This window comes from Dysgonomonas sp. PH5-45, assembly GCF_029893235.1.
Classification (GTDB): domain Bacteria; phylum Bacteroidota; class Bacteroidia; order Bacteroidales; family Dysgonomonadaceae; genus UBA1309.
On record NZ_JARXWE010000003.1, the window covers coordinates 40,833 to 67,074 of the forward strand.

19 protein-coding genes and 4 tRNA genes are annotated in these 26,242 nt (G+C 42.4%); 7 read left to right on the top strand and 16 right to left on the bottom strand.

Translation table 11 applies throughout. The annotated features are described in order from the left end of the window. Positions 1 to 9: 9 nt before the first annotated feature. Positions 10 to 1,581 carry an NAD(P)/FAD-dependent oxidoreductase gene (locus tag M2132_RS02055; protein WP_280670911.1) on the bottom strand — a complete coding sequence of 524 codons (1,572 nt, stop codon included), beginning with the start codon at positions 1,579 to 1,581 and terminating at the stop codon, positions 10 to 12. Positions 1,582 to 1,749: 168 nt separating this feature from the next. Between M2132_RS02055 and ung the strand changes: the two genes are divergently transcribed. Beyond that, positions 1,750 to 2,412, top strand: a complete 663-nt coding sequence (gene ung, locus M2132_RS02060) for a uracil-DNA glycosylase (protein WP_280670909.1) — start codon at positions 1,750 to 1,752, stop codon at positions 2,410 to 2,412. A 92-nt stretch (positions 2,413 to 2,504) separates the two neighbouring features. Here ung and M2132_RS02065 read toward each other — a convergent pair whose 3' ends face one another. Further along, entirely contained in the window at positions 2,505 to 3,050 is a 546-nt protein-coding gene (locus M2132_RS02065; RefSeq protein ID WP_280670907.1) for a DUF3332 domain-containing protein, read from the bottom strand. Between the two features lie 123 nt (positions 3,051 to 3,173). On the opposite strand from M2132_RS02065, the gene pepE reads away from it, so the two are divergent. From pepE to M2132_RS02080, 3 genes are all read left to right on the top strand, one after another. Continuing rightward, the gene (gene pepE / locus M2132_RS02070; RefSeq protein ID WP_280670905.1) at positions 3,174 to 3,881 is read left to right on the top strand and encodes a dipeptidase PepE; all 708 of its coding nucleotides are present in this window, start codon (positions 3,174 to 3,176) and stop codon (positions 3,879 to 3,881) included. A 283-nt stretch (positions 3,882 to 4,164) separates the two neighbouring features. Then, positions 4,165 to 4,545 carry a BlaI/MecI/CopY family transcriptional regulator gene (locus M2132_RS02075; RefSeq protein ID WP_280698183.1) on the top strand — a complete coding sequence of 127 codons (381 nt, stop codon included), beginning with the start codon at positions 4,165 to 4,167 and terminating at the stop codon, positions 4,543 to 4,545. 13 nt (positions 4,546 to 4,558) lie between these two features. After that, positions 4,559 to 6,322 (top strand): M56 family metallopeptidase, encoded by a 1,764-nt coding sequence (locus M2132_RS02080; protein WP_280670900.1) that lies wholly within the window; start codon positions 4,559 to 4,561, stop codon positions 6,320 to 6,322. A 64-nt stretch (positions 6,323 to 6,386) separates the two neighbouring features. On the opposite strand, the gene M2132_RS02085 is transcribed toward M2132_RS02080, so the two are convergent. Continuing rightward, positions 6,387 to 6,956 carry an AraC family transcriptional regulator gene (locus M2132_RS02085; protein WP_280670898.1) on the bottom strand — a complete coding sequence of 190 codons (570 nt, stop codon included), beginning with the start codon at positions 6,954 to 6,956 and terminating at the stop codon, positions 6,387 to 6,389. A gap of 220 nt (positions 6,957 to 7,176) precedes the next feature. On the opposite strand from M2132_RS02085, the gene M2132_RS02090 reads away from it, so the two are divergent. From M2132_RS02090 to M2132_RS02100, 3 genes are all read left to right on the top strand, one after another. Further along, positions 7,177 to 8,490 (top strand): pitrilysin family protein, encoded by a 1,314-nt coding sequence (locus tag M2132_RS02090; RefSeq protein ID WP_280670896.1) that lies wholly within the window; start codon positions 7,177 to 7,179, stop codon positions 8,488 to 8,490. 38 nt (positions 8,491 to 8,528) lie between these two features. Beyond that, positions 8,529 to 10,574, top strand: a complete 2,046-nt coding sequence (locus tag M2132_RS02095; protein ID WP_280670894.1) for a pitrilysin family protein — start codon at positions 8,529 to 8,531, stop codon at positions 10,572 to 10,574. A 122-nt stretch (positions 10,575 to 10,696) separates the two neighbouring features. Next, positions 10,697 to 13,228 carry a S9 family peptidase gene (locus M2132_RS02100; RefSeq protein WP_280670892.1) on the top strand — a complete coding sequence of 844 codons (2,532 nt, stop codon included), beginning with the start codon at positions 10,697 to 10,699 and terminating at the stop codon, positions 13,226 to 13,228. Positions 13,229 to 13,325: 97 nt separating this feature from the next. Here the strand turns inward: M2132_RS02100 and rpoC are convergent, their stop codons facing one another. The 13 genes from rpoC to M2132_RS02165 form a co-directional block, all read right to left on the bottom strand. After that, a complete protein-coding gene (rpoC, locus tag M2132_RS02105) occupies positions 13,326 to 17,609 on the bottom strand; it encodes a DNA-directed RNA polymerase subunit beta' (RefSeq protein WP_280670890.1) in 4,284 nt (1,427 codons plus the stop codon). A gap of 91 nt (positions 17,610 to 17,700) precedes the next feature. Beyond that, positions 17,701 to 21,513: a DNA-directed RNA polymerase subunit beta gene (gene rpoB / locus M2132_RS02110; protein WP_280670888.1), complete on the bottom strand. Its 3,813-nt coding sequence runs from the start codon at positions 21,511 to 21,513 to the stop codon at positions 17,701 to 17,703. 102 nt (positions 21,514 to 21,615) lie between these two features. Next, positions 21,616 to 21,990 (bottom strand): 50S ribosomal protein L7/L12, encoded by a 375-nt coding sequence (gene rplL, locus M2132_RS02115; protein WP_280670886.1) that lies wholly within the window; start codon positions 21,988 to 21,990, stop codon positions 21,616 to 21,618. 44 nt (positions 21,991 to 22,034) lie between these two features. Beyond that, positions 22,035 to 22,547 (bottom strand): 50S ribosomal protein L10, encoded by a 513-nt coding sequence (gene rplJ, locus M2132_RS02120; protein ID WP_280670884.1) that lies wholly within the window; start codon positions 22,545 to 22,547, stop codon positions 22,035 to 22,037. Positions 22,548 to 22,569: 22 nt separating this feature from the next. Continuing rightward, complete coding sequence (gene rplA, locus M2132_RS02125; RefSeq protein ID WP_280670882.1) at positions 22,570 to 23,268, bottom strand: 50S ribosomal protein L1; 699 nt, start codon at positions 23,266 to 23,268, stop codon at positions 22,570 to 22,572. An 18-nt stretch (positions 23,269 to 23,286) separates the two neighbouring features. Further along, positions 23,287 to 23,730, bottom strand: a complete 444-nt coding sequence (rplK, locus tag M2132_RS02130; RefSeq protein WP_280670880.1) for a 50S ribosomal protein L11 — start codon at positions 23,728 to 23,730, stop codon at positions 23,287 to 23,289. A gap of 64 nt (positions 23,731 to 23,794) precedes the next feature. Continuing rightward, a complete protein-coding gene (gene nusG, locus M2132_RS02135) occupies positions 23,795 to 24,337 on the bottom strand; it encodes a transcription termination/antitermination protein NusG (protein ID WP_280670877.1) in 543 nt (180 codons plus the stop codon). Positions 24,338 to 24,352: 15 nt separating this feature from the next. After that, on the bottom strand, positions 24,353 to 24,541 hold the full coding sequence (gene secE, locus M2132_RS02140; protein WP_280670875.1) for a preprotein translocase subunit SecE: 189 nt from the start codon (positions 24,539 to 24,541) through the stop codon (positions 24,353 to 24,355). A 19-nt stretch (positions 24,542 to 24,560) separates the two neighbouring features. Then, a tRNA-Trp gene (locus M2132_RS02145) sits at positions 24,561 to 24,634 on the bottom strand. 60 nt (positions 24,635 to 24,694) lie between these two features. Then, complete coding sequence (tuf, locus tag M2132_RS02150; protein WP_280670873.1) at positions 24,695 to 25,882, bottom strand: elongation factor Tu; 1,188 nt, start codon at positions 25,880 to 25,882, stop codon at positions 24,695 to 24,697. A 96-nt stretch (positions 25,883 to 25,978) separates the two neighbouring features. Next, positions 25,979 to 26,050, bottom strand: a tRNA-Thr gene (locus M2132_RS02155). A 10-nt stretch (positions 26,051 to 26,060) separates the two neighbouring features. Further along, a tRNA-Gly gene (locus M2132_RS02160) sits at positions 26,061 to 26,133 on the bottom strand. Between the two features lie 11 nt (positions 26,134 to 26,144). After that, positions 26,145 to 26,230 (bottom strand) — tRNA-Tyr (locus M2132_RS02165). Positions 26,231 to 26,242: the final 12 nt, after the last annotated feature.

Genomic DNA, 26,242 nt, shown 5'->3' on the forward strand with positions numbered 1-26,242 from the left:
AATTAACGTTTAAAGCAGACGATTAGTTTTCAGATATTCGCTCAAAGCATCAGCACTTCGTTCTCCATCCATTGCTGCCGAAACGATACCTCCGGCATAGCCTGCACCTTCGCCACAGGGGAATAATCCCTTCAGCTCAATATGCTGCATGGTTTCTCTGTCTCTGATTATGCGGACGGGCGATGAAGTGCGGCTTTCCACACCAAGCAAAAGGGCTTCGTTGGTCAGGAAACCTTTCTGCCGCTTACCCATTTCTTTAAACGCCTTTTGCAGGCGATTGCTCACAAATGGGGGCAACCACTCGTGCATAGGCGACGAAACCACTCCGGGCGCATAAGACGACCGCGGCAAACTGCCACTTTGCTTACCCTTTACAAAATCGTACATCCGCTGGGCGGGGGCAACCTGCGTAGCTCCTCCGGCCTGCCAAGCAAGTTTTTCCAAATCTTCCTGAAACCGCAGAAGGCACAACTCCTCATACTGTGTATATTCGGGGAAATCTTCGGGATGAACCTCAACCACTATGCCCGAATTAGACCAATGCGAACCACGCCCCGAAGCCGACATGCCGTTCACCACAACCTGCTCCGCCCCACTGGCTGAAGGAACTACCGTTCCACCGGGACACATACAGAACGAATACACCCCTCTACCTTCTGCCTGAACGGTAAAGCTATATTCGGCAGCAGGCAGATATTCGCCTCTGCCTGCTTCGTTATGATACTGAATACAGTCTATCAGCTCTGCCGGATGTTCTACCCGAACACCTACCGCCAAACCTTTAGCTTCTATCTTCACTCCTTGCCGTTTCAGCATACGGTAAACATCGCGTGCCGAATGTCCCGTAGCAAGAATAACAGGCCCCTCAATCGTATCCCCCCTGTGGGTTTTGATGCCTCTTACTTTACCTGATTCTATAATCAACTCTTCCATCCGGGTCTGAAAATGGACTTCACCGCCCGAAGCCTCTATCTGCAAGCGCATACGCTCAATTATACCGGGCAGCTTGTCTGTCCCGATATGGGGGTGTGCATCTATCAGTATATCGGTGCTTGCTCCGTATTGGCAAAACGTGTTCAGTATTTTATCTACGTTCCCCCGCTTTTTGCTCCGTGTGTAAAGCTTCCCATCCGAAAAGGCTCCGGCTCCTCCTTCGCCAAAACAGTAGTTCGAATCCGGGTCAACAACATGATTTTTACTGATCCGGGCTGTATCCAATTTTCGGTCGCGCACATTTTTACCCCGTTCCACCACAATAGGGCAGATGCCCAATTCTATCAAGCGTAGGGCCGCAAACAATCCGGCAGGCCCTAAACCCACCACAATAGCTTTGAAACCACCCGAAACATTGGGGTAACCAGTAGCTTCAAACATTTGCACAGGCTCAGGTTCATTTATATATCCCCTTACTGTGAGGTTAACAAAAATATTTCGTTGGCGGGCATCGACCGAACGTTTAATTATGCGTACAGCATTTATATCCTTGAGTGCGATTCCGGTTTCGGACGCAAAAACTCTCTTTATTGTATCTACTTCTGAAGCATCTTTTGGATTTAACCTCAGATTTATATCTTTTTGCATATCAAATCTGTTTCCCACAAAGATAGCAGAAAAGAGGTTAAGCCTCATCATAGTTTATGCTTAGATAGTCTGCCGATTAAAGAAAAATGTACTACTTTTGAAGAAACAGAATACCCAAAGTATATATATTGGCACTACTGATTATATTATAAACTCAACAAAAAAGGGATGGACGTAAAAATAGACAAAACATGGAAAACAGCATTGAGCAGTGAATTTGAAAAGCCATACTTTGTACAATTGACTGACTTTGTACGCAACGAATACCGTACAAAAAAAATATTTCCACCCGCCAAACTTATATTTAATGCCTTCGACCATACTCCATTCGATAAAGTAAAGGTTGTAATTCTGGGGCAAGACCCATACCACAACGATGGACAGGCTCATGGTTTATGCTTTTCGGTTAACGATGGCATACAATACCCTCCATCACTACTGAATATTTTTAAAGAAATACAGGGCGATTTGGGCACTCCCGTACCACCTTCGGGCAACCTTACCCGATGGGCAGACCAAGGGGTGTTGCTGCTCAATGCCACGCTTACGGTTCAGGCTCATATGGCGGGATCGCATCAGAACAAAGGCTGGGAAACATTTACCGATGCGGCAATACAAAAACTGGCGGAACAACGCCAAGGGCTTGTTTTTATGCTTTGGGGGTCGTATGCCCAGAAAAAAGCGGCACTCATTGATCAGCAAAAACACCTGATACTGCAATCGCCCCACCCTTCACCGCTTTCGGCTCACAGGGGTTTTTTCGGCAACAAACATTTCAGCAAAGCAAACCAATATCTCGTATCGAAAGGTATCGAGCCAATTATCTGGTAAGGTCAAGGAAGATTAACCGATATAAAAATAAAAGCTTTCCCCCGGTATAAGGAGAAAGCTTTTACTATGTATTATAAAGTTGAAGTTTCTATTTATCTTGCAGCCATATTGTAGCTTTGTGCTATTTTCTGCATTGCCAACACTCCGGCTTGCGACAACTCTACACGTTGAGTTTTTCCATCGGGAAGATAAACAAGTGCATTGTCTTTATCTTCGATAGTAATCAATTTGTTGGTTTCGCCGGCAGCAACAACGCTCCATGTATTTGTAGCTTTGTCGTAAATAAGTTCCATGTCTTTTCCTTCTTCATTTTCGATATGGTAACCATTCTGAAGCGTTTCGACTGTATAGATGCCATTTTCGCCCTGAACTGTTTTTACAACTCCCGCCTGAACAGGGTTATCGCCCGACCAAAACTCAATAGAGTTCAGCACAAGAAGGTCTGCCAACATTGTGATTTCGTACACCGGAACAATCCATAGAGCAAAGAAAACCACTTCATTAACAAACTTGCTATCGATTGTCTGGTTCCAAGCCAACACTTTGTTCGACAATCCAAAAGAACCAATACATGAAGAAAACATGAAGCTACCTGCCAAGATAGATACAGTAGCAACCGTCAGAAACCTTTTTTTCATAAATAATAATTTGTTTTTTAAGTTAGCGTTAGACTGATGCAAATATAAAAATGTTTTTCGTATCAACATTCTATCTTTTCGGGAAATATGTTTATTTTTGTTCTGAACATAATGTCAATAATCATGAAACTCTTACTATTAAGCAATTCTACTAATCCGGGCGAAAGCTATTTAGGCTATCCCAAACAGGAAATCAAAAAGTTTTTGGGCGAAAAGCCTCTGAACATAGTTTTTATTCCATATGCGGCAATACGGTTCAGTTATGACGAATACGAACGACGTGTAAACGAAAGCCTCGGTGAAGTAGGTATCGCCGTAAAAGGAATACACCGTTTCGAAAATCCGATTGATGCCATAAACAATGCAGACGCAATATGCGTGGGAGGTGGAAATACCTGGAAACTGGTACGTATGCTACACGATAACGGATTGATGCCCGTAATTAAAGAACGGGTAATGGCGGGAGTGCCATACATAGGCTGGAGTGCCGGTTCTAACATAGCCTGCCCTACCTTGCGTACAACCAACGATATGCCTATCATAGACCCTAAGGGATTCGATACTATCGGTTTAGTTCCTTTCCAAATAAATCCGCATTATCTGGATGTAAATCCTGCCAACCACGGAGGCGAAACCCGCGAAGACCGTATCATGGAATTTATAACCGAAGACCCTAATGCTTATGTTGTGGGGCTTCGCGAATCTACCATGCTACATGTTGACGGAAATACCCTGAAACTTATTGGCAGCCGTCCGGTGCGTATATTTAAGTTTGGCGAAGAAACCCGTGAACTAACTTCAGCAGATGATTTCAACTTCCTGATGAAGTAACGAAAAAAACATATATAAACAGTTTTTCAAAAGGCTGTCCTAAAAGCAAAAGAGTGTAAAAGCACTCTTTTTTTTGTCATTCTGAACGTAGTGAAGAACCTTAACTCTGAAACAGAAGATGTTTCACTAATGTTCAACATGACAAACAGAAACGAAAGATTGCTTTTAGGACAGTCGTTTTTTTATTTGTTTTTTGTCTAAAAAATTAGACAAAAATTTGCACGTCTAAATCTTTAGACATATATTTGTATTAATCATTCTGATGAAAATAATATTAACGAATATGCAACTAACAAAAGCCGAAGAGCAAATAATGCAAATACTCTGGAAATTGGGCGAAGGCTCGGTACAGGATATCAGAGAAAGCTTTACAGACACAAAGCCTGCCCGAACAACAATTGCCACAATACTTAATATACTGGAAACAAAACAGTTTGTTACCCACACATCCGAAAAACGTGTGAACAGATATAAAGCCACAGTGAGCAAAGAAACTTATTCTAAAAAGCAGCTGTTCGGATTTATGAAAAACTATTTTGGCGGATCGTTTTCCACAATGGCATCGTTCTTTGCTAAAGAATCGAACATGACAATCGAAGACCTCGACCAGCTTTTTGAGGAAACCCGTCAAGCTTTGGAAGAAGAAAAAAATAAACCGGAATAAAATTTGACTGGCTATGAAAGAGTTTATTCTATATTTGATAAAATCGGGTATATGCCTCAGCATATTCCTTCTGATATATCAGGTTTTCTTGCGCCCGAATACTTTTATTAAATTCAACCGATTTTATCTGCTTTTGGGCTTGATTGCCTCGCTTATCCTGCCTGCGTTCAAATACACGCATAACATCGTAGTGCAGCCTGCGCCGGTAATAACAGTACCGCCTGTTATAGAAACAATGCCACAACCCCTCCCGGCAACAACAATCATTGCTCAGCAACCGGAAATATCATCCACAATAAGTACACCACAGGTAGACCTTTGGTCTGTAATATTCGCCATCTACATTTTGGGGGTAACGGTTTTGCTGGTAAAGAAAATTATATCCGCCCTCCGAATCAGAAAACTTATTCTGAATGGTGCAGTGACCAAACATAAAAGCTACAAGTTGGTTGACAGTCCCGATGTTGTATCTCCTTTTTCCATATTCAGATATATACTCATGGATACTAACAAATTATCTGATACCGAAAAAAATATAATCTTGAAACACGAAATATCGCACATAAAACAATTCCACAGGATAGATCTGCTTTGTAGCGAATGTGCACTAATGCTGCAATGGTTCAACCCTTTGGCGTGGTTCTATGTACGACATATGAAAGAAAACCACGAGTTTTTGGCCGATGATGCTGTTCTGCAAAACGGCGACGTATCGCTCGCAGCATACAGGGCTACACTCATCAATCAAAAATTTGGGTGCAAAGTATTTTCTTTCTCCAATACATTCAATTCTAACCAATTAAATCGTTTAACTATGATGAAAAAGACTAAAAGTTCCTCTATAAGAAAAGCTGCTGTTCTGATACTTATTCCCGCATTCGGGTTGTTCTTCAAAGCTTTTGCCGAGACCAACTATGTAACGGCAAACGTTCCCGATTTGCAGGAAGAACAAGCCGCTGTAAATGAGACTGCAATCGAAGCCTCTATCGCAAACACAGGAGAAAAAGTTTCGGAAGAAGTTACAAAGAAAGAGGAAATAAATACTTTGCCTCAAGACGAAGAATTAGATTTCCTATACCTGATTGACGGAAAAATAGCATCTGTTCAAGATCTTAAGAACTTGAAGAAAAACCAAGTAAAAGCTGCGGCAGGAAGGTTTGGGCAAATTATTTTAAAAAAATATTTTCCGGAGGTAAAAAACAAAAAGGGAATTCATCTTCTTTTAACAAAAACAGGAGATGAAGACCAAGACTTACTCCTTAATGGAAAAAAAATATCGCCCAGAAAACTCTTTGCTGAGATTACTAACAGACAAGATAGCTATATATCAACCTTATCATTATTAAGTATGGAGAGGCAACAAAACTATGTATCTTTTTCAGACAAGAAGGCTTTATATATGGTTGACGGCAAAGAGGTATCGAAAGAAGAATACGATAATGTTCCCAAAGAGTCTGTAAAAGATTACAATCAGTATTTCGGAAAGAGAGCAGCTGCTATAATAGGTAATAGAGATTATCATTTCGTTCGTGAAAAATTAACGCAAAAAGAAGTTTCTGTATACCAAGAATATGTAGAATCAATGAAAGATAATACAGAAAGCATCACTCCCTTATTTATTGTTGATGGAATAGCGATGGACGCCAACAGCGTTGATGTTGACTACGAAAGCATTAAATCTATCACCATCCTCAAAGACAAATCGGAAACGGCAAGCTATGTAAAAAAGTATGGCGAGCAAGCAAGTAAAGGGGTGGTCATTATCAAAACGAAATAACAAACACAATTAAATAAATTCTCACCTACCAGGTACGGTAAAAGGGGGCTGACAGCAAAAAAAGTCAGTTCCCTTCCGTTTTTTCGGGTTCTATGCGGACGATTCCCGCTTCTTTCAGATACCCGGCAGGAGTTGTATTGGCATATTTACTAAAAGTACGATAAAACGAAGCCTTACTGAAACCACAGCGGATAGCCAATTCGCTCAACGTACAGTGGTTATACTCAGGAGTGGCTGCCAATCGCTTGAATTCTTCCATCCGGCATTTATTGGTAAACTCAAAAAAGTTCTGGTGATAATAGTATTTTAGCACATACGGCAGGTCGGCCGAAGAACAGCCTGTCAGATTGGCCAAGTCCGACACCTTAAGCGAAGGATTGAGATAAGGTTTTTGGGTTTCTATACATTGTCTCAGGTTTTCGTACATTGGCAGTAGTTTTTCTTTCTGAACGATATCCAGATCAGTATTGCTCAACGTGTTTTCTTTCAGGGAGGCTCTTTCACCTTCTTTTTTTATACGCCGATAACCGAAAAAAAACAGTAATCCAACCGCTATTAAAAGCAATACCGTTCCAATCCCAATAACCTCTATCCGGAAACCTAAATTCTGAACAAATAATACTCCCTCAAACATATCTTAAACTTTCCTCGTCACAAAATTAAGGCTTTATTCTTCATTTATACGTTAGAGTCTGTTTAAAATTTTCACACAGTTGTACCCAAAACAAACAGGATTGGAAGTCAATTTTATCGATATTCGATAAAAAAACAATAAAAATTTATACCTTTAGTGTGATTTTTAAGACTATCATCCGACTTATTAGAAAAAACAATTTTATAAACTGTATTATTTTATGAAAAAAATTTTTGTTACACTTGGCTTATTTTTCTTTGCTGCAACAGCTTTGGCTCAGCACATAGAGTTTGAAGAATATGACCTTGACAACGGATTGCATGTAATTTTGCAACAAGACAAATCGGCTCCTGTAGTCACAGCAGCAGTTATGTATCATGTAGGTGCAAAAGATGAAAGACCCGACAGAACGGGGTTTGCCCACTTTTTTGAGCATCTTCTTTTTGAAGGAACCGAAAACATTGGCCGTGGCGAATGGTTCAAAATGGTATCATCGAACGGAGGGCAGAACAATGCCAACACGTCGGACGACAGAACTTACTACTACGAAACATTCCCTTCAAACAATTTGCAGTTAGCCTTGTGGATGGAGGCCGAACGTATGTACCATCCCGTGATTAACCAAATCGGGGTTGATACTCAGAACGAAGTGGTGAAAGAAGAAAAACGCCTGCGGGTAGACAACACTCCTTACGGACGCCTCTTGGAAGCCATAAAGAAAAACATTTACTCTAAACACCCTTACCGCTGGACTACCATCGGCGAAATGGAGCATCTTGATGCTGCTACCCTCGACGAATTTAAAGATTTCTTCAAGAAATTTTATGTGCCTAACAACGCTGTGCTTGTTGTTTCCGGCGATTTTGACAAGGCGCAAGCTAAAAAATGGATTCACGATTATTACAACAGCGTTCCTCGTGGTGCCGATGTAGTGAAAACAAAATACGTAGAAGAACCTATCACTCAAGAGCGTAAGGTAACTTTCGAAGATCCTAACATTCAACTGCCTATGTACCTATCGGCATACAGAACAACTTCGCAAAAAGATAGGGATGCTTATGTTTTGGATATGATTTCAATAATACTTTCGGACGGAAAAACATCGCGCTTGTATCAAAACATGGTAGACAAAAACAAAACAGCGATCGAAGCTACTTCTTTCTCTTTTTCTCAGGAAGATTACGGTATTTACGTGCTTTTAGCCCTACCTACTCCGGGCCATACAGCCGAAGATATCAGAAAAGGATTTGACGAACAAATTGCCCGCCTACAAACCGAACTTATCTCGGAAGACGAATACACTAAACTGCAAAATAAGATGGAAAACCATTTTATAAGCCAAAATGCTTCGACCGAGAAAGTTGCTGAAAATCTGGCCACATACTATATGCTTTTCGGTAATGTAAACCTTATTAACGACGCTTTGGGTATCTACAAATCTATCACCCGCGAAGAAATACGCGATGTTGCAAAAAAATACCTGAACACAAACCAACGTGTGGCAATAGATTACATTCCGGCTACAAGTAAATAATTTTTTGACATCAAGAAAAAATACAAACAAAATAACGTATGAAAAAGATATTATATATATTTCTAATATTGGCGTTGTCTGTATCGGCTCAAGCGCAGATAGACAGAAGCATACAACCCAAGGCAGGACCTGCCCCAAAAGTTAATCTGGGAAAACCTCAAACCTTCAACCTACCAAACGGACTTACCGTGATGGTTGTTGAAAACCATAAACTACCCAGAGTTACATTCTCTTTATCGCTCAACAATCCGATGTCGGTCGAAGGCGATATAAAAGGAGTTGAAAGCCTTACCAGCAGCATGATGGGAAACGGCACCAGCAAAATGAGCAAAGATGAGTTCAATAACAAAATTGATTTCTATGGCGCATCTGTATCGTTTGGTATCGGAGGCGTAAGTGGTAGCACATTGTCACGCTACTTCCCCGAAGTATTGTCGCTTGCCGCACAAGGCGCTCTTGATCCCAAATTTACGCAAGACGAATTGGACAGCGAACGCACCAAACTGATAGAAAGCCTTAAAGTAGAAGAAAAAAGCGCGCAGTCTATTGCCAGCAAAGTACGCAGAACCCTTCTTTATGGCGCAAAACACCCCAAAGGCGAATACTTGAGCGAAGCCTCTATCAACAAAGTAACATTGGCCAACGTTCAGAACTGCTACAAAAAACGTTTTGTTCCACAAGATGCTTATTTGGTTATTGTGGGGGATGTTAAATTTGCGGATGTAAAGAAACTGATTACAAGCAATTTTAGCTCTTGGGCAAAAGCTGCTGCTCCAAAAGACGCATTTACCGAACCTGTAAATCTTACTAAAACTGAAATTAATTTCATTGACGTTCCCAATGCCGTTCAGTCTGAAATTTCGCTGAACAATACCATTTCTTTGAAAATGACCGACCCTGACTTTTTTGCTACAACTTTAGCTAACCAAATATTAGGAGGCGGTGGCGACAGCCGTTTGTTCTTGAACCTTCGCGAAGTTCACGGATGGACATACGGTGCATATTCGGGCATCAGTTCAGACAACAGGTATGTTACCGACTTCAGCGCCTCGGTTTCTGTTCGTAATGCGGTTACAGACAGTGCTATTGTGCAAATGCTTGCCGAGATAGACACTATCAGAACATTTCTTCCTACACAAGCCGAGCTCGATTTGGCCAAAGCTAAATATATAGGAAACTTTGTGATGAATGCCGAAAAACCTCAAACCATTGCAGCGTTTGCCCTTAGAGAAAAAACTCAGAATTTACCGTCCGATTACTACGAAAACTATATAAAGAACATCAACGCTGTTACTCTTGAGCAGGTACAGGCTGCTGCCAGAAAACACTTCCTTAAGGATGCCTCTCGTATCGTTGTTGTAGGTAAAGCTTCTGAAGTGTTACCAAATCTCGAAAAAATGAATATTCCTATCAAGTATTTTGACCGTTTTGGTAACCCAACATCGAAACCCGAAGCAAAAACCGTTGATGCAGACGTTACTGTTGATGCCATCTACAAAAAATATATTGCCGCAGTAGGCGGAGAAGCTGCCGTGAAAGCTGTTAAAAGTGTTTTCCAAACATCTAAAACCACAGCCCAAGGTATGGAAATAACTTTTGTGCAAAAACAAACAAACGACGGAAAACTCTTGCAAGAAGTTAACGCGATGGGCATGACAGTATCCAAAACTATGTTCAATGGTACTACCGGCTATATGATGGTACAAGGCCATAAACAAGATCTGCCTCAGGAAATGATTGACGAGATAAAGGTATCGGGATTATTCCCTGAATTGCTTCCCATATCGGCCGACACTAAGGTTGCAGGTATCGAAAACATAAACGGATCGGACGCCTACAAGATTGAGAAAGGCAAAAAATCTTCTTACTACGATATTGCGTCTGGCCTGAAAGTTGCCGAAGAAGCCACTGCCAATGTACAAGGACAGTCTATGACTCAACGCACATACATCAGCAATTATAAAGACGTGAATGGCGTGAAACTTCCATTCACCACTACTACCAGCGCAATGGGTATGGAAATGGAAATAAACGTTGTCAACGCATTGATTAACGAAGGTGTTACCGATGCCGATTTCAAATAAAAACGAAAATACCTTATAACTTCAAAAAGTTGCTATCGGATATCCGGTAGCAACTTTTTTTTATCTTATCATAAAATTTTTATCTTTATGCATCAATAACTTAAAAAAACACGCTTACCACTATGATCAGGAAAATCGCACTCTTATTATTCATCTCTATTTTTTGTTTGCCCACAATATCCGCACAGAGCCAAGTAACGGTTTCAGACCTTTATATGGCTCCCTATGTAGATGTTCGTGCCCCTTTATTTTTGGATAGCACCAATCTCAAAGGTGATAAATACGGAGCGGGCGATTATCTGTCTACATTCGTTTCCCTTCCCAAAAACGATGCTTACAGACAACAGGTGAAACCCGACCCTTTCAATTTTTTTCATTTTAGCAGGCCCGAAAAGGATGCCCGCTTTTATTTTGTTTCGTTCCAACTATCTGCCAACAAGTACGCAAAAACCAAAATAAAAATCACCGCGCCCAGCATGTATGAGGTATATATAAACGATAAGCTCGAAACATCGAAAAAAACAATCGAAGATAGCCTTCCGGCTGCAAAGATGGCCGATGTATCGCTAACCATGTTTCCGGCCGAAACCAAGACATTTGTTATCAAATATCTGAGCCTATCGTCTAACATATGTCCCGAACAGATAAAGATAAAAATAGAGAGCAACGGAAACGATTCGCTTGTTAACTACACCGTATCGAAGATTAACGAAAAAAGACATATAAACATAAAAGACATAATAGAAGGAACCAGAGTAGCTTACAGCACCGTGTCGCCAAACGGCAAATACTCTATCCTGACCTACTCCACCACTAAAGACGATGGCAAGACCTACTCCACAAAAGAACTGCTGAACACGGCTACAAACAAACGCAGCGCTTTAGTGGCGGGCAAAAACTATACATGGATGCCACAGACCGACGAGTTATATTATTTAGACAATTCCGAAAACCTGCCAAAACTGTATGTAGTCAACCCCGAAACCTTCGAAGAAAGATTGTTTGCCGAAAACCTGCCTTCGGCCGATGGGTACTTTACGCCCGATGGCAAGAGCCTCCTCTATATTGATACCGAAAAAGGGAAAACTCACGACGGAAATCTAATTTTTTTAGAATCGCCCGAAGACCGTCAGCCCGGTTACCGGGATCGCCGATTTATCTATAAGTACGATTTCGCCACAGGGCTGAAACAGCGCCTTACCTTTGGGAAACACTCTACCAACCTCAACGATGTTAGCTCCGATTCGCGCTACCTACTGTACTCTACCGATCGTGAGGCTACAGAACGTCCGTTTTTCCTTACATCTATGTTCCGGTTAGACATGCAGACCATGACTGCCGATACACTTTGGCTGGACGATGGTTTTGCAGAGAGAGCAAGTTTTTCGCCCGACGGGAAATCGGTTCTCATCGTAGGGTCAGCCCAAGCCTTTGGCGGTATAGGCAATTTGTTGCCGGATGGCCAGATTCCTAACATGTTCGACCGTCAGGCATTCATTATGGATTTATCATCCAAAAAAGTGGAAGCCATAACACGCGATTTCAAACCCAGCATCAGTTCTGCAACATGGAATCCGGCGGATGGAATGATTTACTTTAAAGTCACCGATATGAGCTACGAACGTATCTACCGTTACAATCCATCGAAGAAACAGTTTACCCAACTTCCCCTCAACGAAGATGTGGTGAAGTACATATCATTCGCAAACAAAAAGCCTTATCTGGCTTACATCGGGGCAAGCATATCCAATTCGAACAGGGCTTATATAGTGGATCTAAAAAGTGACAAATCGACACTCATAGCCGACCCTTATAAATCAAGGTTAGACCATATAGAGTTGGGAGAGGCCAAAGACTGGACATTTACTTCAGCCGAAAACACAACTATCGACGGATGCTACTATCTGCCATCCGACTTCGACCCATCAAAAAAATATCCGCTGATTGTTTACTATTATGGCGGAACATCCACCACCCCACGGGCAATGGAAGGCCCCTACCCTCCGCATGTGTATGCGGCTTTGGGGTACATAGTGTATGTGATACAACCCAGTGGAACATTCGGATACGGAACTGAATTTGCGGCACGCCACGTAAATGCGTGGGGCAAATACACGGCAACCGATATTATTGACGGAACCAAGAAGTTTATTGCCGAACATCCCTTCGTAAACGGAGAGAAGGTAGGTTGCATAGGAGCTTCGTACGGAGGTTTCATGACAATGTACCTGCAAACACAGACCGATATGTTTGCTGCAGCGGTTTCGCATGCCGGTATCAGTTCTATTTCGAGTTATTGGGGTGAAGGATATTGGGGCTACACTTACAGTACGGCAGCCAGTGCAAACAGTTATCCGTGGAACAACAGGCAGATGTATATTGAGCAGAGTCCGCTTTTCAGTGCCGACAAGATAAATACACCCCTCTTGCTATTGCACGGAACAGCCGACACAAACGTACCCATCGGCGAAAGTATTCAGATGTACACCGCTCTGAAAATATTGGGCAAACCCGTAGAGTTCATTCAGGTGAAAGGCGAAAACCATAGCATCCGCGATTACAAAAAACGCATAGAATGGAATCATGCCATTTACGCTTGGTTTGCCAAATGGCTGCAAAACGATTCTTCTTGGTGGGATAGCTTATCGGAATAATCGCTCTCAGCATATATAACAAATAAGAATGCCCCCGGTTGTCTGCAAACAACCGGGGGCATTTATCTAATAGAGTCTCTCTCTGATAACAATTCTCTTACTCTACACTATCGAGGTCTACAACCGTTTTGCGGTTCGATGCAACCCTGTCGAAGTCTTCTTTGTTACCTACAACAAGTTTTTCGAACTCACGAAGACCTGTTCCCGCTGGAATCAAGTGACCGCAAATAACGTTTTCTTTCAAACCTTCCAAACGGTCTACCTTAGCGTTGATAGCTGCTTCGTTCAGCACCTTAGTTGTTTCCTGGAACGATGCTGCCGACATAAAGCTTGTTGTTTGCAATGCCGCACGGGTAATACCCTGTAATATCTGGCTTGCTGTAGCAGGAATCGCATCACGAACTTCCACTACACGGAGGTCGCGGCGTTTGAGCATAGAATTTTCGTCTCTCAACTTACGTGCCGTAACAATCTGTCCGGGTTCGAATGTAGACGAGTCGCCCGCGTCCACAACCACTTTTTTGCCCCAGATACGGTCGTTTTCTTCCATTACTTCGTGCTTGTCGATAACCTGTTGCTCAAGGAAACGGGTATCACCCGGATCCATAATTTCAACTTTACGCATCATCTGGCGTACAATCACTTCGAAGTGCTTATCGTTGATTTTCACACCTTGTAGGCGATAAACGTCTTGTACCTCGTTCACGATATATTCCTGAACGGCTGTCGGTCCTTTAATGGCCAAGATGTCGGAAGGAGTAGTTGCCCCATCCGAAAGTGGCATACCGGCACGGATAAAGTCGTTTTCCTGAACAAGTATCTGTTTAGAAAGCGGCACAAGGTATTTCTTGGTTTCGCCGGTTTTAGAGGTCACAATTATTTCCCTGTTACCACGTTTTATTTTTCCGAACGAAACTTCACCGTCAATTTCAGACACAACCGCAGGGTTGGATGGGTTACGAGCCTCAAACAACTCAGTTACACGAGGAAGACCTCCGGTGATATCGCCAGCCTTACCTACGGCACGCGGTATCTTAACCAACACTTCGCCAGCCTTGATGCTATCGCCATTTTCTTTCACTACGTGAGCGCCCAATGGCAAACTATAAGTCTTGATGACGTTACCTTTCGCATCCAAGATATTAGCTTCGGGAGCTTTTGTCTTATCGCGCGATTCGATAATGATTTTTTCCTTCAATCCGGTTTGCTCGTCCGATTCTACTTTGTATGTTACATTTTCTATAACATTATTAAAGTCGATCTTACCGCCAACTTCCGATATAATAACGGCATTAAATGGGTCCCATTCGCAAATCACATCGCCTTTCTTAACCACATCGCCTTCCTTGAAGTACAGTTTAGAACCGTAAGGAATGTTATGTGTAAGCAACACAATTTTTGTATTCGGGTCAACCACACGCAACTCAACCAAACGGCTTATAACGATTTGAACCTTCTTGCCCATCTCGTCTGTTGCTTCTACAACACGGAGGTCGTCTATTTCCAAAACACCTTCGTATTTAGTAACAATACTATTTTCGGTTGCAATATTAGAGGCAATACCCCCAACGTGGAAGGTACGAAGCGTAAGCTGCGTTCCCGGCTCACCAATAGACTGCGCGGCAATCACACCAACGGCTTCGCCTTTCTGTACCATCTTGCTTGTTGCAAGGTTACGGCCATAACATTTGGCACAAACACCTTTTTTAGACTCGCAAGTCAATACCGAACGGATTTCAACACGTTCTATTGGCGATCTTTGGATTATTTCTGCTATTTCTTCAGTAATTTCTTCGCCCGACTGAATAATAACCTCTCCTGTTTGCGGATGTTGGATATCATGGACAGAAACACGTCCCAAGATACGTTCAGAAAGCGAAGCAACAACTTCTTCGTTGTTTTTAAGCTCTGTGCAAACAAGTCCGCGAAGTGTTCCACAGTCTTCTTCGTTGATAACAACATCCTGCGATACGTCAACCAAACGACGAGTCAGATATCCGGCATCGGCCGTTTTCAGAGCCGTATCGGCAAGCCCCTTACGGGCACCGTGCGTAGAGATAAAGTACTCCAACACCGACAACCCCTCTTTAAAGTTAGAAAGGATAGGGTTCTCGATAATCTGAGCGCCTTCCGCCCCACTCTTCTGAGGCTTGGCCATCAAACCACGCATACCCGACAACTGGCGAATCTGCTCTTTCGAACCACGGGCTCCCGAATCGAGCATCATATATACCGAGTTGAAACCCTGATTGTCTTCCGACAGTTGTTTCATCAGGATGTTCGACAGACGAGAGTTTACATGAGTCCATGTATCAATAATCTGGTTATAACGCTCGTTGTAGGTAATGAATCCCATGTTATAGTTATTCATGATTTGCTCTACATCGTCATAACCTTTCTGTACCAATTCTTCTTTTTCTTTTGGTATAATCACATCTTCGAGGTTGAACGACAGTCCTCCACGGAAGGCCATCGAATAACCCAAGTTCTTGATATCGTCAAGGAATTGTGCCGTTTTGGCAACTCCTGCTTTTTTAATAACCACCCCGATAATGTCGCGAAGCGATTTTTTAGAAAGCACCTCATTTACAAATCCTACTTCACGAGGAGTGTGCATATTAACGAGGATACGTCCCACCGAAGTTTCGCGCATTGTAGGTACTGTTTCACCTTCTTCGTTCAGGTCGTCAACATACACCTTTACCAAGGCATGAATATCGACTCTCTTTTCGTTGTAAGCGATGATAGCTTCTTCCGGTCCGTAAAAAGTAAGACCTTCGCCCTTAGCACCCGGACGTATTTTTGTTATATAGTATAATCCCAGAACCATGTCTTGCGAAGGCACCGTGATAGGCGCGCCGTTGGCAGGGTTAAGAATGTTGTGCGAACCCAACATCAACAACTGAGCCTCAAGTATAGCTTCATTACCGAGAGGCAAGTGAACAGCCATCTGGTCGCCGTCGAAGTCGGCATTGAAGGCCGTACAAGCAAGCGGGTGCAACTGTATTGCCTTACCCTCAATCATTTTTGGCTGGAATGCCTGAATACCTAAACGGTGTAGCGTTGGGGCACGGTTCAGCAACACGGGGTGTCCCTTCATTACGTGCTCAAGGATATCCCAAACAACAGGCTCCTTACGGTCTACAATCTTTTTAGCCGATTTTACAGTTTTCACAATTCCGCGCTCAATAAGCTTGCGTATTATGAACGGCTTATATAGTTCGGCAGCCATATTTTTAGGGATACCGCACTCGTGCATTTTCAGTTCAGGACCAACAACGATAACCGAACGAGCCGAATAGTCGACACGTTTACCCAACAGGTTCTGACGGAAACGTCCTTGTTTACCCTTCAAACTGTCTGAAAGAGACTTCAACGGACGGTTAGATTCTGTTTTGATGGCACTCGATTTACGAGAGTTATCGAACAGCGAATCGACCGCTTCCTGAAGCATACGTTTTTCGTTACGAAGAATCACATCCGGAGCCTTAATGTCGATCAGACGTTTCAAACGATTGTTACGGATGATAACGCGACGGTAAAGGTCGTTCAAATCGGATGTGGCAAAACGTCCGCCATCGAGCGGAACCAAAGGACGCAATTCGGGTGGAATGACAGGAACTATCTTCACAATCATCCATTCCGGACGGTTTTTACCTTTCGACGTACGGAAAGCTTCCACAACCTGAAGTTGCTTCAAAGCCTCGTTCTTACGTTGTTGCGATGTATCTGTGTTTGCTTTGTGGCGCAAATTATTTGCCAACGAATCGAGGTTGATCCTTGTCAGAAGATCATAAATGGCTTCGGCTCCCATTTTGGCGATAAACTTGTTGGGATCGGTATCGTCCAACATCTGGTTATCTTTAGGAAGGGTATCCAATATGTTCAAATATTCTTCTTCTGTCAAGAGATCTTTTTCGGCAATACCTTCTTCGGCTTTAATACCGGCCTGTATCACAACATAACGTTCGTAATAAACAATCATGTCTAGTTTTTTGGTAGGTATGCCCAAAAGGTAGCCCATTTTATTGGGTAATGAACGGAAATACCAGATGTGTGCAACAGGCACCACAAGATGAATATGTCCGGTACGCTCGCGGCGCACTTTTTTCTCTGTAACTTCAACACCACAACGGTCGCAAACAATACCCTTATAACGTATGCGCTTGTATTTTCCGCAATGACATTCGTAGTCCTTGACCGGACCAAAAATACGTTCGCAGAAAAGACCGTCACGCTCGGGTTTGTAAGTACGATAGTTGATAGTTTCAGGTTTCAAAACCTCGCCGCTCGAGTTTTCCAGAATTTCTTCGGGTGATGCTAAACTAACGGTGATTTTTGAAAAGCCACTCTTTACTTTACTATCTTTTCTAAAAGCCATATAACTAAATTGTATAAAGAGTTATAATATATTCGGTAAAGTGTATCCCCCATTTTGAGGTAAAGGGATACACTCTGAATTTTGTTAATTATTAATCGAGAGTTATGCTAAGTCCCAGACCGCGCATTTCGTGCAACAATACGTTCAACGATTCAGGAATTCCCGCCGGAGGCATTGCTTCGCCTTTAACGATAGCTTCGTATGCCTTTGAACGGCCCGAAACGTCGTCCGACTTGATGGTGAGTATCTCCTGAAGTATATGAGCCGCACCGAATGCCTCGAGTGCCCAAACCTCCATCTCTCCGAAACGTTGTCCCCCGAACTGAGCCTTACCACCAAGTGGTTGCTGAGTGATAAGCGAGTACGGACCTATTGAACGGGCGTGCATCTTGTCTTCGACCATGTGCCCCAATTTCAGCATATAGATGATACCTACTGTTGCCGGTTGGTCAAAGCGGTCGCCTGTTCCTCCATCGCACAAATATGCTTTACCGTAACGAGGTATACCGGCTTTGTCTGTCCATTCGTTCAGGTCGTCCAGACTGGCTCCGTCAAAGATTGGAGTGGCAAATTTAACGCCAAGCTCCCGTCCTGCCCATCCAAGAACAGTTTCGAATATCTGTCCAAGGTTCATACGCGAAGGCACACCAAGTGGGTTCAACACGATATCGACAGGTGTTCCATCGGGCAAGAACGGCATATCTTCCTGACGGACAATACGCGATACAATACCTTTGTTACCGTGGCGTCCTGCCATCTTATCACCAACCTGAATTTTACGTTTCTTAGCCACATACACCTTGGCTATCTGAACGATACCCGAAGGCAATTCGTCGCCGATAGTAAGGTCGAAGCGTTTACGTTTCAACTCAGCATCGTATTCTTTATACTTACGCAAGTAGTTTACAATGACGCATCGTACAAGTTCGTTCTTATGCTCATCGTTTGTCCAATTACTTACTTGGATAGATTCGTAATCAATGCCATCGAGAGCAGCTTTCGTAAATTTAGCTCCTTTGGCAATAACATCCGAGTTCAGATAATCTTTAACTCCTTGCGAGGTTTTCCCTTCGGTCAAAACCAACAGCTTATCTACCAAGATAGATTTCAGACCGTTCATCTTAACTTCGTATTCCTCGTCAAGTTTCGGTAACAAAGCTTTTGTTGAAAGTTTTGTTTTACCTTTCTTGTTTGCTTTCGAGAACAAGTTTGTTCCTATCACAACACCCTTCAAAGAAGGTGAAGCTTTCAAGGAAGCATCTTTCACATCGCCGGCTTTATCGCCAAAGATGGCACGCAAAAGCTTTTCTTCGGGCGAAGGGTCGGATTCTCCCTTTGGAGTAATTTTACCGATCAATATGTCGCCGGGGCCAACATGCGCACCGATACGAACAATACCACGTTCGTCCAAATCTTTTGTAGCATCCTCGCTTACGTTAGGAATATCGGATGTCAGTTCTTCAACCCCGCGTTTTGTATCACGTACTTCGAGCGAGAATTCTTCCACATGTATAGAAGTAAGAACGTCTTCACGAACAACCTTTTCGTTCAACACAATGGCATCCTCATAGTTGTATCCTTGCCAAGGCATGAACGCAACTTTCAGGTTTTTACCGATGGCAAGTTCGCCATTCTCGGTAGAATATCCCTCGGTCAGAATCTGTCCGCTCACAACACGGTCGCCCTTACGGCAAATAGGACGAAGGTCGATAGTTGTGTTCTGGTTTGTTTTTCTGAATTTAGGGATTTCGTATGTCTTAATCGCATCCTCGAAGCTAACAAAGTCTTCTTCGTTTGTGCGATCGTATTTTATTTTAATTGTAGAAGCATCTACATAAACAACTTCGCCTGCACCTCCGGCCACGATTTGCGTACGTGAGTCCTGGATAAGTTGTCCTTCTATACCGGTACCGATAATCGGTGCTTCGGTACGCATCAATGGTACAGCCTGGCGCATCATGTTCGATCCCATCAGGGCACGGTTAGCATCATCGTGTTCCAAGAAAGGAATCAGTGAAGCGGCTATGGATGCAATCTGCGTTGGAGAAACGTCCATCAATTCGATTTCGGCCGGTGCTACAACCGGATAATCGGCATCCTGACGAGCTTTTACCCTTTTTAGAATAAATGTACCATCGCCATTCAATGGAGCGTTACCTTGTGCAATAAGTCTGTCTTCTTCTTCTTCGGCCGCTAAGTAAACAACACCTTTATCCGATAGGTCAACCTTGCTGTTTTCGACCTTACGGTAAGGAGTTTCTATAAACCCAAGCTCATTAATCTTTGCATACACACAAAGCGAAGAAATAAGACCGATGTTTGGTCCTTCAGGTGTTTCGATAGGACAAAGGCGTCCGTAGTGAGTGTAATGTACGTCGCGCACCTCGAAACCTGCTCTTTCGCGCGAAAGACCACCAGGTCCAAGAGCCGACATACGGCGTTTATGCGTAATCTCGGCCAATGGATTGGTTTGATCCATAAACTGAGACAAAGCATTTGTTCCGAAGAACGTATTTACAACCGACGATATGGTTTTTGCATTAATCAAATCGATTGGAGTAAACACCTCATTGTCGCGCACATTCATTCGCTCACGAATGATACGAGCCATACGGTTAAGGCCTACACCAAACTGGTTGTAAAGCTGCTCGCCTACTGTACGTACACGACGGTTACTCAAGTGGTCGATATCATCCACAATAGCTTTCGAGTTAATCAACTCGATAAGATATTTAATGATTTCGATAATATCTTCTTTCGTCAAAACACGAGTATCGTTACTGGTGTTAAGATTCAATTTTTTGTTTATTCTGTAACGGCCAACTTCTCCTAAATCGTAACGTTTTTCAGAAAAGAACAAGCTGTTGATAACTTCGCGGGCGCTGGTATCATCTGCTGGCTCTGCACTACGAAGCTGACGGTAAATATGTCTTACCGCGTCAATTTCAGAATTACTTGGGTCTTTTTGCAATGTATTGTAGATAATTGCAAAATCAGACAAGTTTTGAGTGTCTTTGTGCAACAGGATTGATGCTACACCCGATTCTATAATTGCGTCGATGTGTTCTTTCTCAAGAACGGTTTCACGTTCAATAATTACTTCGTTACGTTCTATCGAGGTAACCTCGCCTGTGTCTTCATCAACAAAATCTTCCATCCACGATTTCAAAACACGGGCAGCAAGCTTGCGGCCTTCTGCTTTTTTCAGATTTTGTTTGGTTGCCTTTAACTCTTCTGCAAGGTCAAAGATTTCAAGAATATCTTTGTCACTTTCAAAGCCTATGGCTCTGAGCAGAGTTGTTACAGGTAATTTCTTTTTACGGTCGATGTATGCGTACATCACGTTGTTGATGTCGGTAGCAAACTCGATCCATGACCCTTTGAAAGGAATGATACGTGCCGAATACAATTTTGTACCATTGGCGTGCATACTCTGTCCGAAAAATACCCCCGGCGAACGGTGAAGCTGAGAAACAACCACACGTTCTGCCCCATTGATAACAAACGTACCCTTCTCGGTCATATAAGGAATAAGGCCAAGATATACGTCTTGGATAACCGTATCGAAATCTTCGTGATCGGGGTCGGTACAATAAAGCTTCAACTTAGCTTTGAGCGGTACACTATACGTAAGCCCTCTTTCAATACATTCTTCTATTGTATAACGAGGAGGGTCAATAAAATAATCTAAAAATTCAAGAACAAAGTTGTTGCGGGTATCCGCAATGGGGAAGTTTTCGGTGAAAACCTTGTAGAGGCCTTCGTTTGTTCTTTTTTCAGGAGGGGTGTCAAGTTGTAAAAAATCTCGGAAAGATTTTAGCTGCACTTCCAAGAAATCCGGATAGTGGAGTGGATTTTTTATTGAAGCAAAATTTATTCTTTGTGTATTTGTTGTTGAAGACATAAAACCTTAAATTTATTGAACTTATTACTTTTGACGCAAAAAGGTTAAGAACCCTCGTTTCTGGAAGGTTCCTAACCAAATATCCTGATTTACAGGTTTGTATTATTTAAGTTCAACTTCAGCTCCAGCTTCTTCCAGTTGTTTTTTCAACGCGTCAGCTTCGTCTTTTGCTACGCCTTTCTTCAAATCAGAAGGAGCGGCATCAACGATGTCTTTAGCTTCTTTCAAACCTAAACCTGTCAATTCTTTTACTGCTTTAACAACAGCCAATTTGTTAGCACCAGCCGATTTCAAAATTACATCGAAAGATGATTTTTCTTCAGCAGCTTCAGCACCGCCGGCAGCGGGAGCAGCAACGGCAACAGCAGCAGCAGCTGGTTCGATACCGTATTCTGTTTTAAGAACTTCAGCAAGTTCGCTAACTTCTTTTACTGTTAAATTTACTAATGTTTCTGCAATAGCTTTTACGTCTGCCATCTTGTTTATTTATTAAAATGTTAATTACTTTTTTTGTTTTTGTTTTATCTTTTTGATAGAGTTTCAAGCACTCCATGAATAGTATTGCCTCCTGATTGAAGTGAAGACATAACGTTCTTGATTGGTGATTGCAACAATCCGATAACATCGCCAATAAGCTCGTTTTTGCTCTTGATATTAACCAAAGCAGGAAGATTGTTTGCTCCAACATAAAAGCTCTCCTGAACGTAGGCAGCTTTAAGCGAAGGCACACCTTCTTTTTTGTATTTATCAATCAGTTTAGCCGGTGCGTTTGCTACATTAGAGAACATGATAGCCGTATTGCCTTTCAAGGCAGGAGCCAACTCTGTATAATCGCCTTCCAGCGTTTCTAATGCTTTTTGCAACAATGTATTTTTTACTACCAACAACTTGATATCGCTCTTAAAGCATTCTGCTCTCAATTGACTTGTTTTCTCGGCATTAAGCGTTGCTATATCAGTCAAATAAAAGTTATCGTAAGCTTTAATAGTTGTTGCGATAGTTTCTACGATCTGGCTTTTTTCTTCCTTTCTCATAATTTTTTCTTAGCAATTAAAATTAGATTTCGTCTACTGATTTAGGGTCGATTTTAATACCCGGACTCATAGTGCTCGAAAGAAATATACTCTTCACGTAGGTACCTTTAGCAGATGTTGGTTTCATTTTTATCAATGTAGAAACAAACTCTTTCGCGTTGTCTCTGATCTGATCGGCTGTGAAAGACACTTTACCTACCGATGTGTGAACGATACCCGTTTTGTCTACCTTAAAGTCTATTTTTCCCGATTTTACTTCGGTAACAGCTTTGGCAACATCCATGGTTACTGTTCCGCTTTTAGGGTTAGGCATCAAGCCTCTTGGTCCAAGAACACGTCCTAAAGCACCAATTTTACCCATTATGGCAGGTTGTGTAATAATAACATCTATATCTGTCCATCCTCCCTTTATCTTTTCGATATATTCGTCAAGACCAACGTAATCAGCTCCGGCTTCTTTAGCAGCAGCTTCTGCGTCGGGAGAACATAATACAAGAACTCTGACTTGCTTTCCTGTTCCGTGTGGCAGAGATACAACACCTCTCACCATTTGGTTAGCTTTACGTGGATCTACACCCAGACGTACGTCGATATCAACTGATGCGTCAAATTTGGTAGACGTAATCTCTTTAACCAAAGCAGATGCTTCTTTAAGAGTGTACGCTTTACCTGCTTCAATCTTACTGAAAGCTAACTTCTGATTTTTTGTAAGTTTACCCATTTTTCAATTGAAGTTTAATTATTTAACATCGGGGAATGCCCCTTTTACAGTGATACCCATACTTCTGGCCGTTCCGGCTACCATTTTCATAGCAGACTCAACAGTGAAACAGTTCAAGTCTGTCATCTTGTCTTCTGCGATAGCTTTAACCTGATCCCAAGTTATTTCTGCTACTTTTTTACGGTTAGGTTCGGCCGAGCCGCTTTTTTGCTTAGCGGCTTCAAGCAATTGGACTGCCACAGGAGGATTTTTTACTATAAAATCGAACGATTTATCAGCATAGTAAGTAATCACTACGGGCAAAACTTTTCCTGCTTTGTCTTGAGTTCTGGCATTAAATTGCTTGCAAAAATCCATTATGTTGATACCCTTAGAACCCAACGCAGGGCCTACGGGTGGAGATGGATTTGCTGCACCGCCTTTAATCTGTAATTTTAATTGTCCAGCAATTTCTTTAGCCATTTTTGATTTTGATTTTTTAGTTCCTTGTTAAAATAACATTCGGATACGAGTGCGTAACTAAAATTTATTCTTTTTCAACTTGCAGATAGCCCAATTCGAGTGGTGTTTTACGACCAAAGATTTTGACCATCACTTTCAGTTTCTTCTTCTCAGAATTGACTTCTTCAATAACACCGGAGAATCCGGAGAAAGGACCTTGAGTCACTTTCACGTTTTCGCCTACAAGATATTGAACATCCATCTCTTCCTGCTGTTCGTCCAACTCGTCCATCGTGCCAAGAATCCGTTTCACCTCAGATTCTCTTAATGGTTGTGGGTTTGTCGCATCAGGCAAGAATCCCGCCACATAGTTTATGTTACGGAGTTCATGCACAACTTCGCCCACCAAAGCGGCTTCTATCAACACATAACCGGGAAGGTAAGCTCTTTCTTTCAGAACTTTTTTTCCGTTACGGACGATATAAGTCTTTTCGGTTGGAATAAGAACTTGCGAGATATACTTTCCCAAGTCGGATTTTTTCATTTCAGATTCAAGGTATTCCTTGACCTTATTCTCTTTACCACTGACAGCACGCAAAACGTACCATTTCTTTTCGATTTCAGCCATTTGTTTAAAGAGTTATTATAATCCGTAGAAAAGTTTAACCAACGTTTCGAACAGAGAATCTACACCCCAGATTATTAGCGCCATTATGATGGAAGCAATCATGACAACTACCGCACTGCTGGTTAGTTCTGAACGCGTTGGCCAAGAAACTTTATGAACAAGCTCGTTATAAGAATTCTTTATATAATTTGTAACTTTACTCATTGATTTGAAAGTTTTTTAGCACGGGTTGAGAGACTCGAACTCCCGACACCTGGTTTTGGAGACCAGTGCTCTACCAAACTGAGCTAAACCCGTATATAAAGCCGGCTATATCTCAAACCGGCTTTGTTGATATTTTTCGTTGTCGTCAGAAAATTACGACAAGATTTCTGTAATCTGACCAGCACCTACTGTACGTCCACCTTCGCGGATAGCGAAACGAAGACCTACGTTACAAGCAACTGGGTAGATCAATTCTACTGTGATAGTTACGTTATCACCAGGCATTACCATGTCTGTTCCTTCTGGAAGAGAGATTTCGCCTGTTACGTCCAACGTACGTAGGTAGAATTGAGGACGATATTTGTTGTGGAATGGAGTGTGACGTCCACCTTCTTCTTTTTTCAAGATATAAACCTCAGCTTTGAATGTAGTGTGAGGAGTGATTTTACCTGGGTGGCAAATAACCATACCACGTTTGATTTCATCTTTATCGATACCACGAAGAAGAAGACCTACGTTGTCACCTGCTTGACCTTCGTCAAGAATCTTGCGGAACATTTCAACACCAGTTACAACTGATTTTTTGTTTTCCAAACCAAGACCGATGATTTGAACTTCTTCACCTGTTTTGATGATACCTGTTTCGATACGACCTGTTGCAACAGTACCACGACCTGTGATAGAGAACACGTCTTCAACTGGCATCAAGAATGGTTTATCAACATCGCGTGGAGGAAGTGGAATCCAAGTATCCACGTTGTTCATAAGTTCCATTACTTGTTCTTCCCATTTATCAACGCCATTCAAAGCACCAAGTGCCGAACCACGGATAACAGGAGTATTGTCACCGTCGAATTCATAGAATGAAAGGAGCTCTCTCATTTCCATTTCAACCAACTCTAACATTTCTTCGTCGTCAACGATATCGCATTTATTCATAAACACAACCAAACGAGGAACGTTTACCTGACGTGCCAAAAGGATGTGCTCGCGAGTTTGAGGCATAGGACCATCTGTAGCAGCAACCACGATGATAGCACCGTCCATCTGAGCAGCACCTGTTACCATGTTCTTTACGTAGTCGGCGTGACCCGGACAGTCTACGTGCGCATAGTGACGGTTAGCTGTTTCGTATTCTACGTGCGATGTATTGATTGTGATACCGCGTTCTTTTTCTTCAGGAGCGTTATCGATTTGATCGAATGATTTTACTTCTGAAAGACCTCTTTTAGCCAATACTGTAGTAATAGCCGCAGTAAGAGTTGTTTTACCGTGGTCTACGTGGCCAATTGTACCGATGTTAACGTGTGGTTTCGACCGGTTAAAATGTTCTTTTGCCATAATAAAAAGTACTTATTAGTTAATGATTGCTATCGTTAATTTTGTCAGCTCACCGAGCTACTTACCTTATCGGCTTGTTTAAAAATAAAAAATTAGAGCCCATGACGGGATTTGAACCCGTGACCTCTTCCTTACCAAGGAAGTGCTCTACCACTGAGCTACATTGGCTTGGTGTAAGAGCGGAAGACGGGGGTCAAACCCGCGACCCTCAGCTTGGAAGGCTGATGCTCTATCAACTGAGCTACTTCCGCAACTTTCATTTTGGTGGGCAGTGAAGGATTCGAACCTCCGAAGACGTAAGTCAGCTGAGTTACAGTCAGCCCCAGTTGGCCACTTTGGTAACTGCCCTTGCTTCCTTTA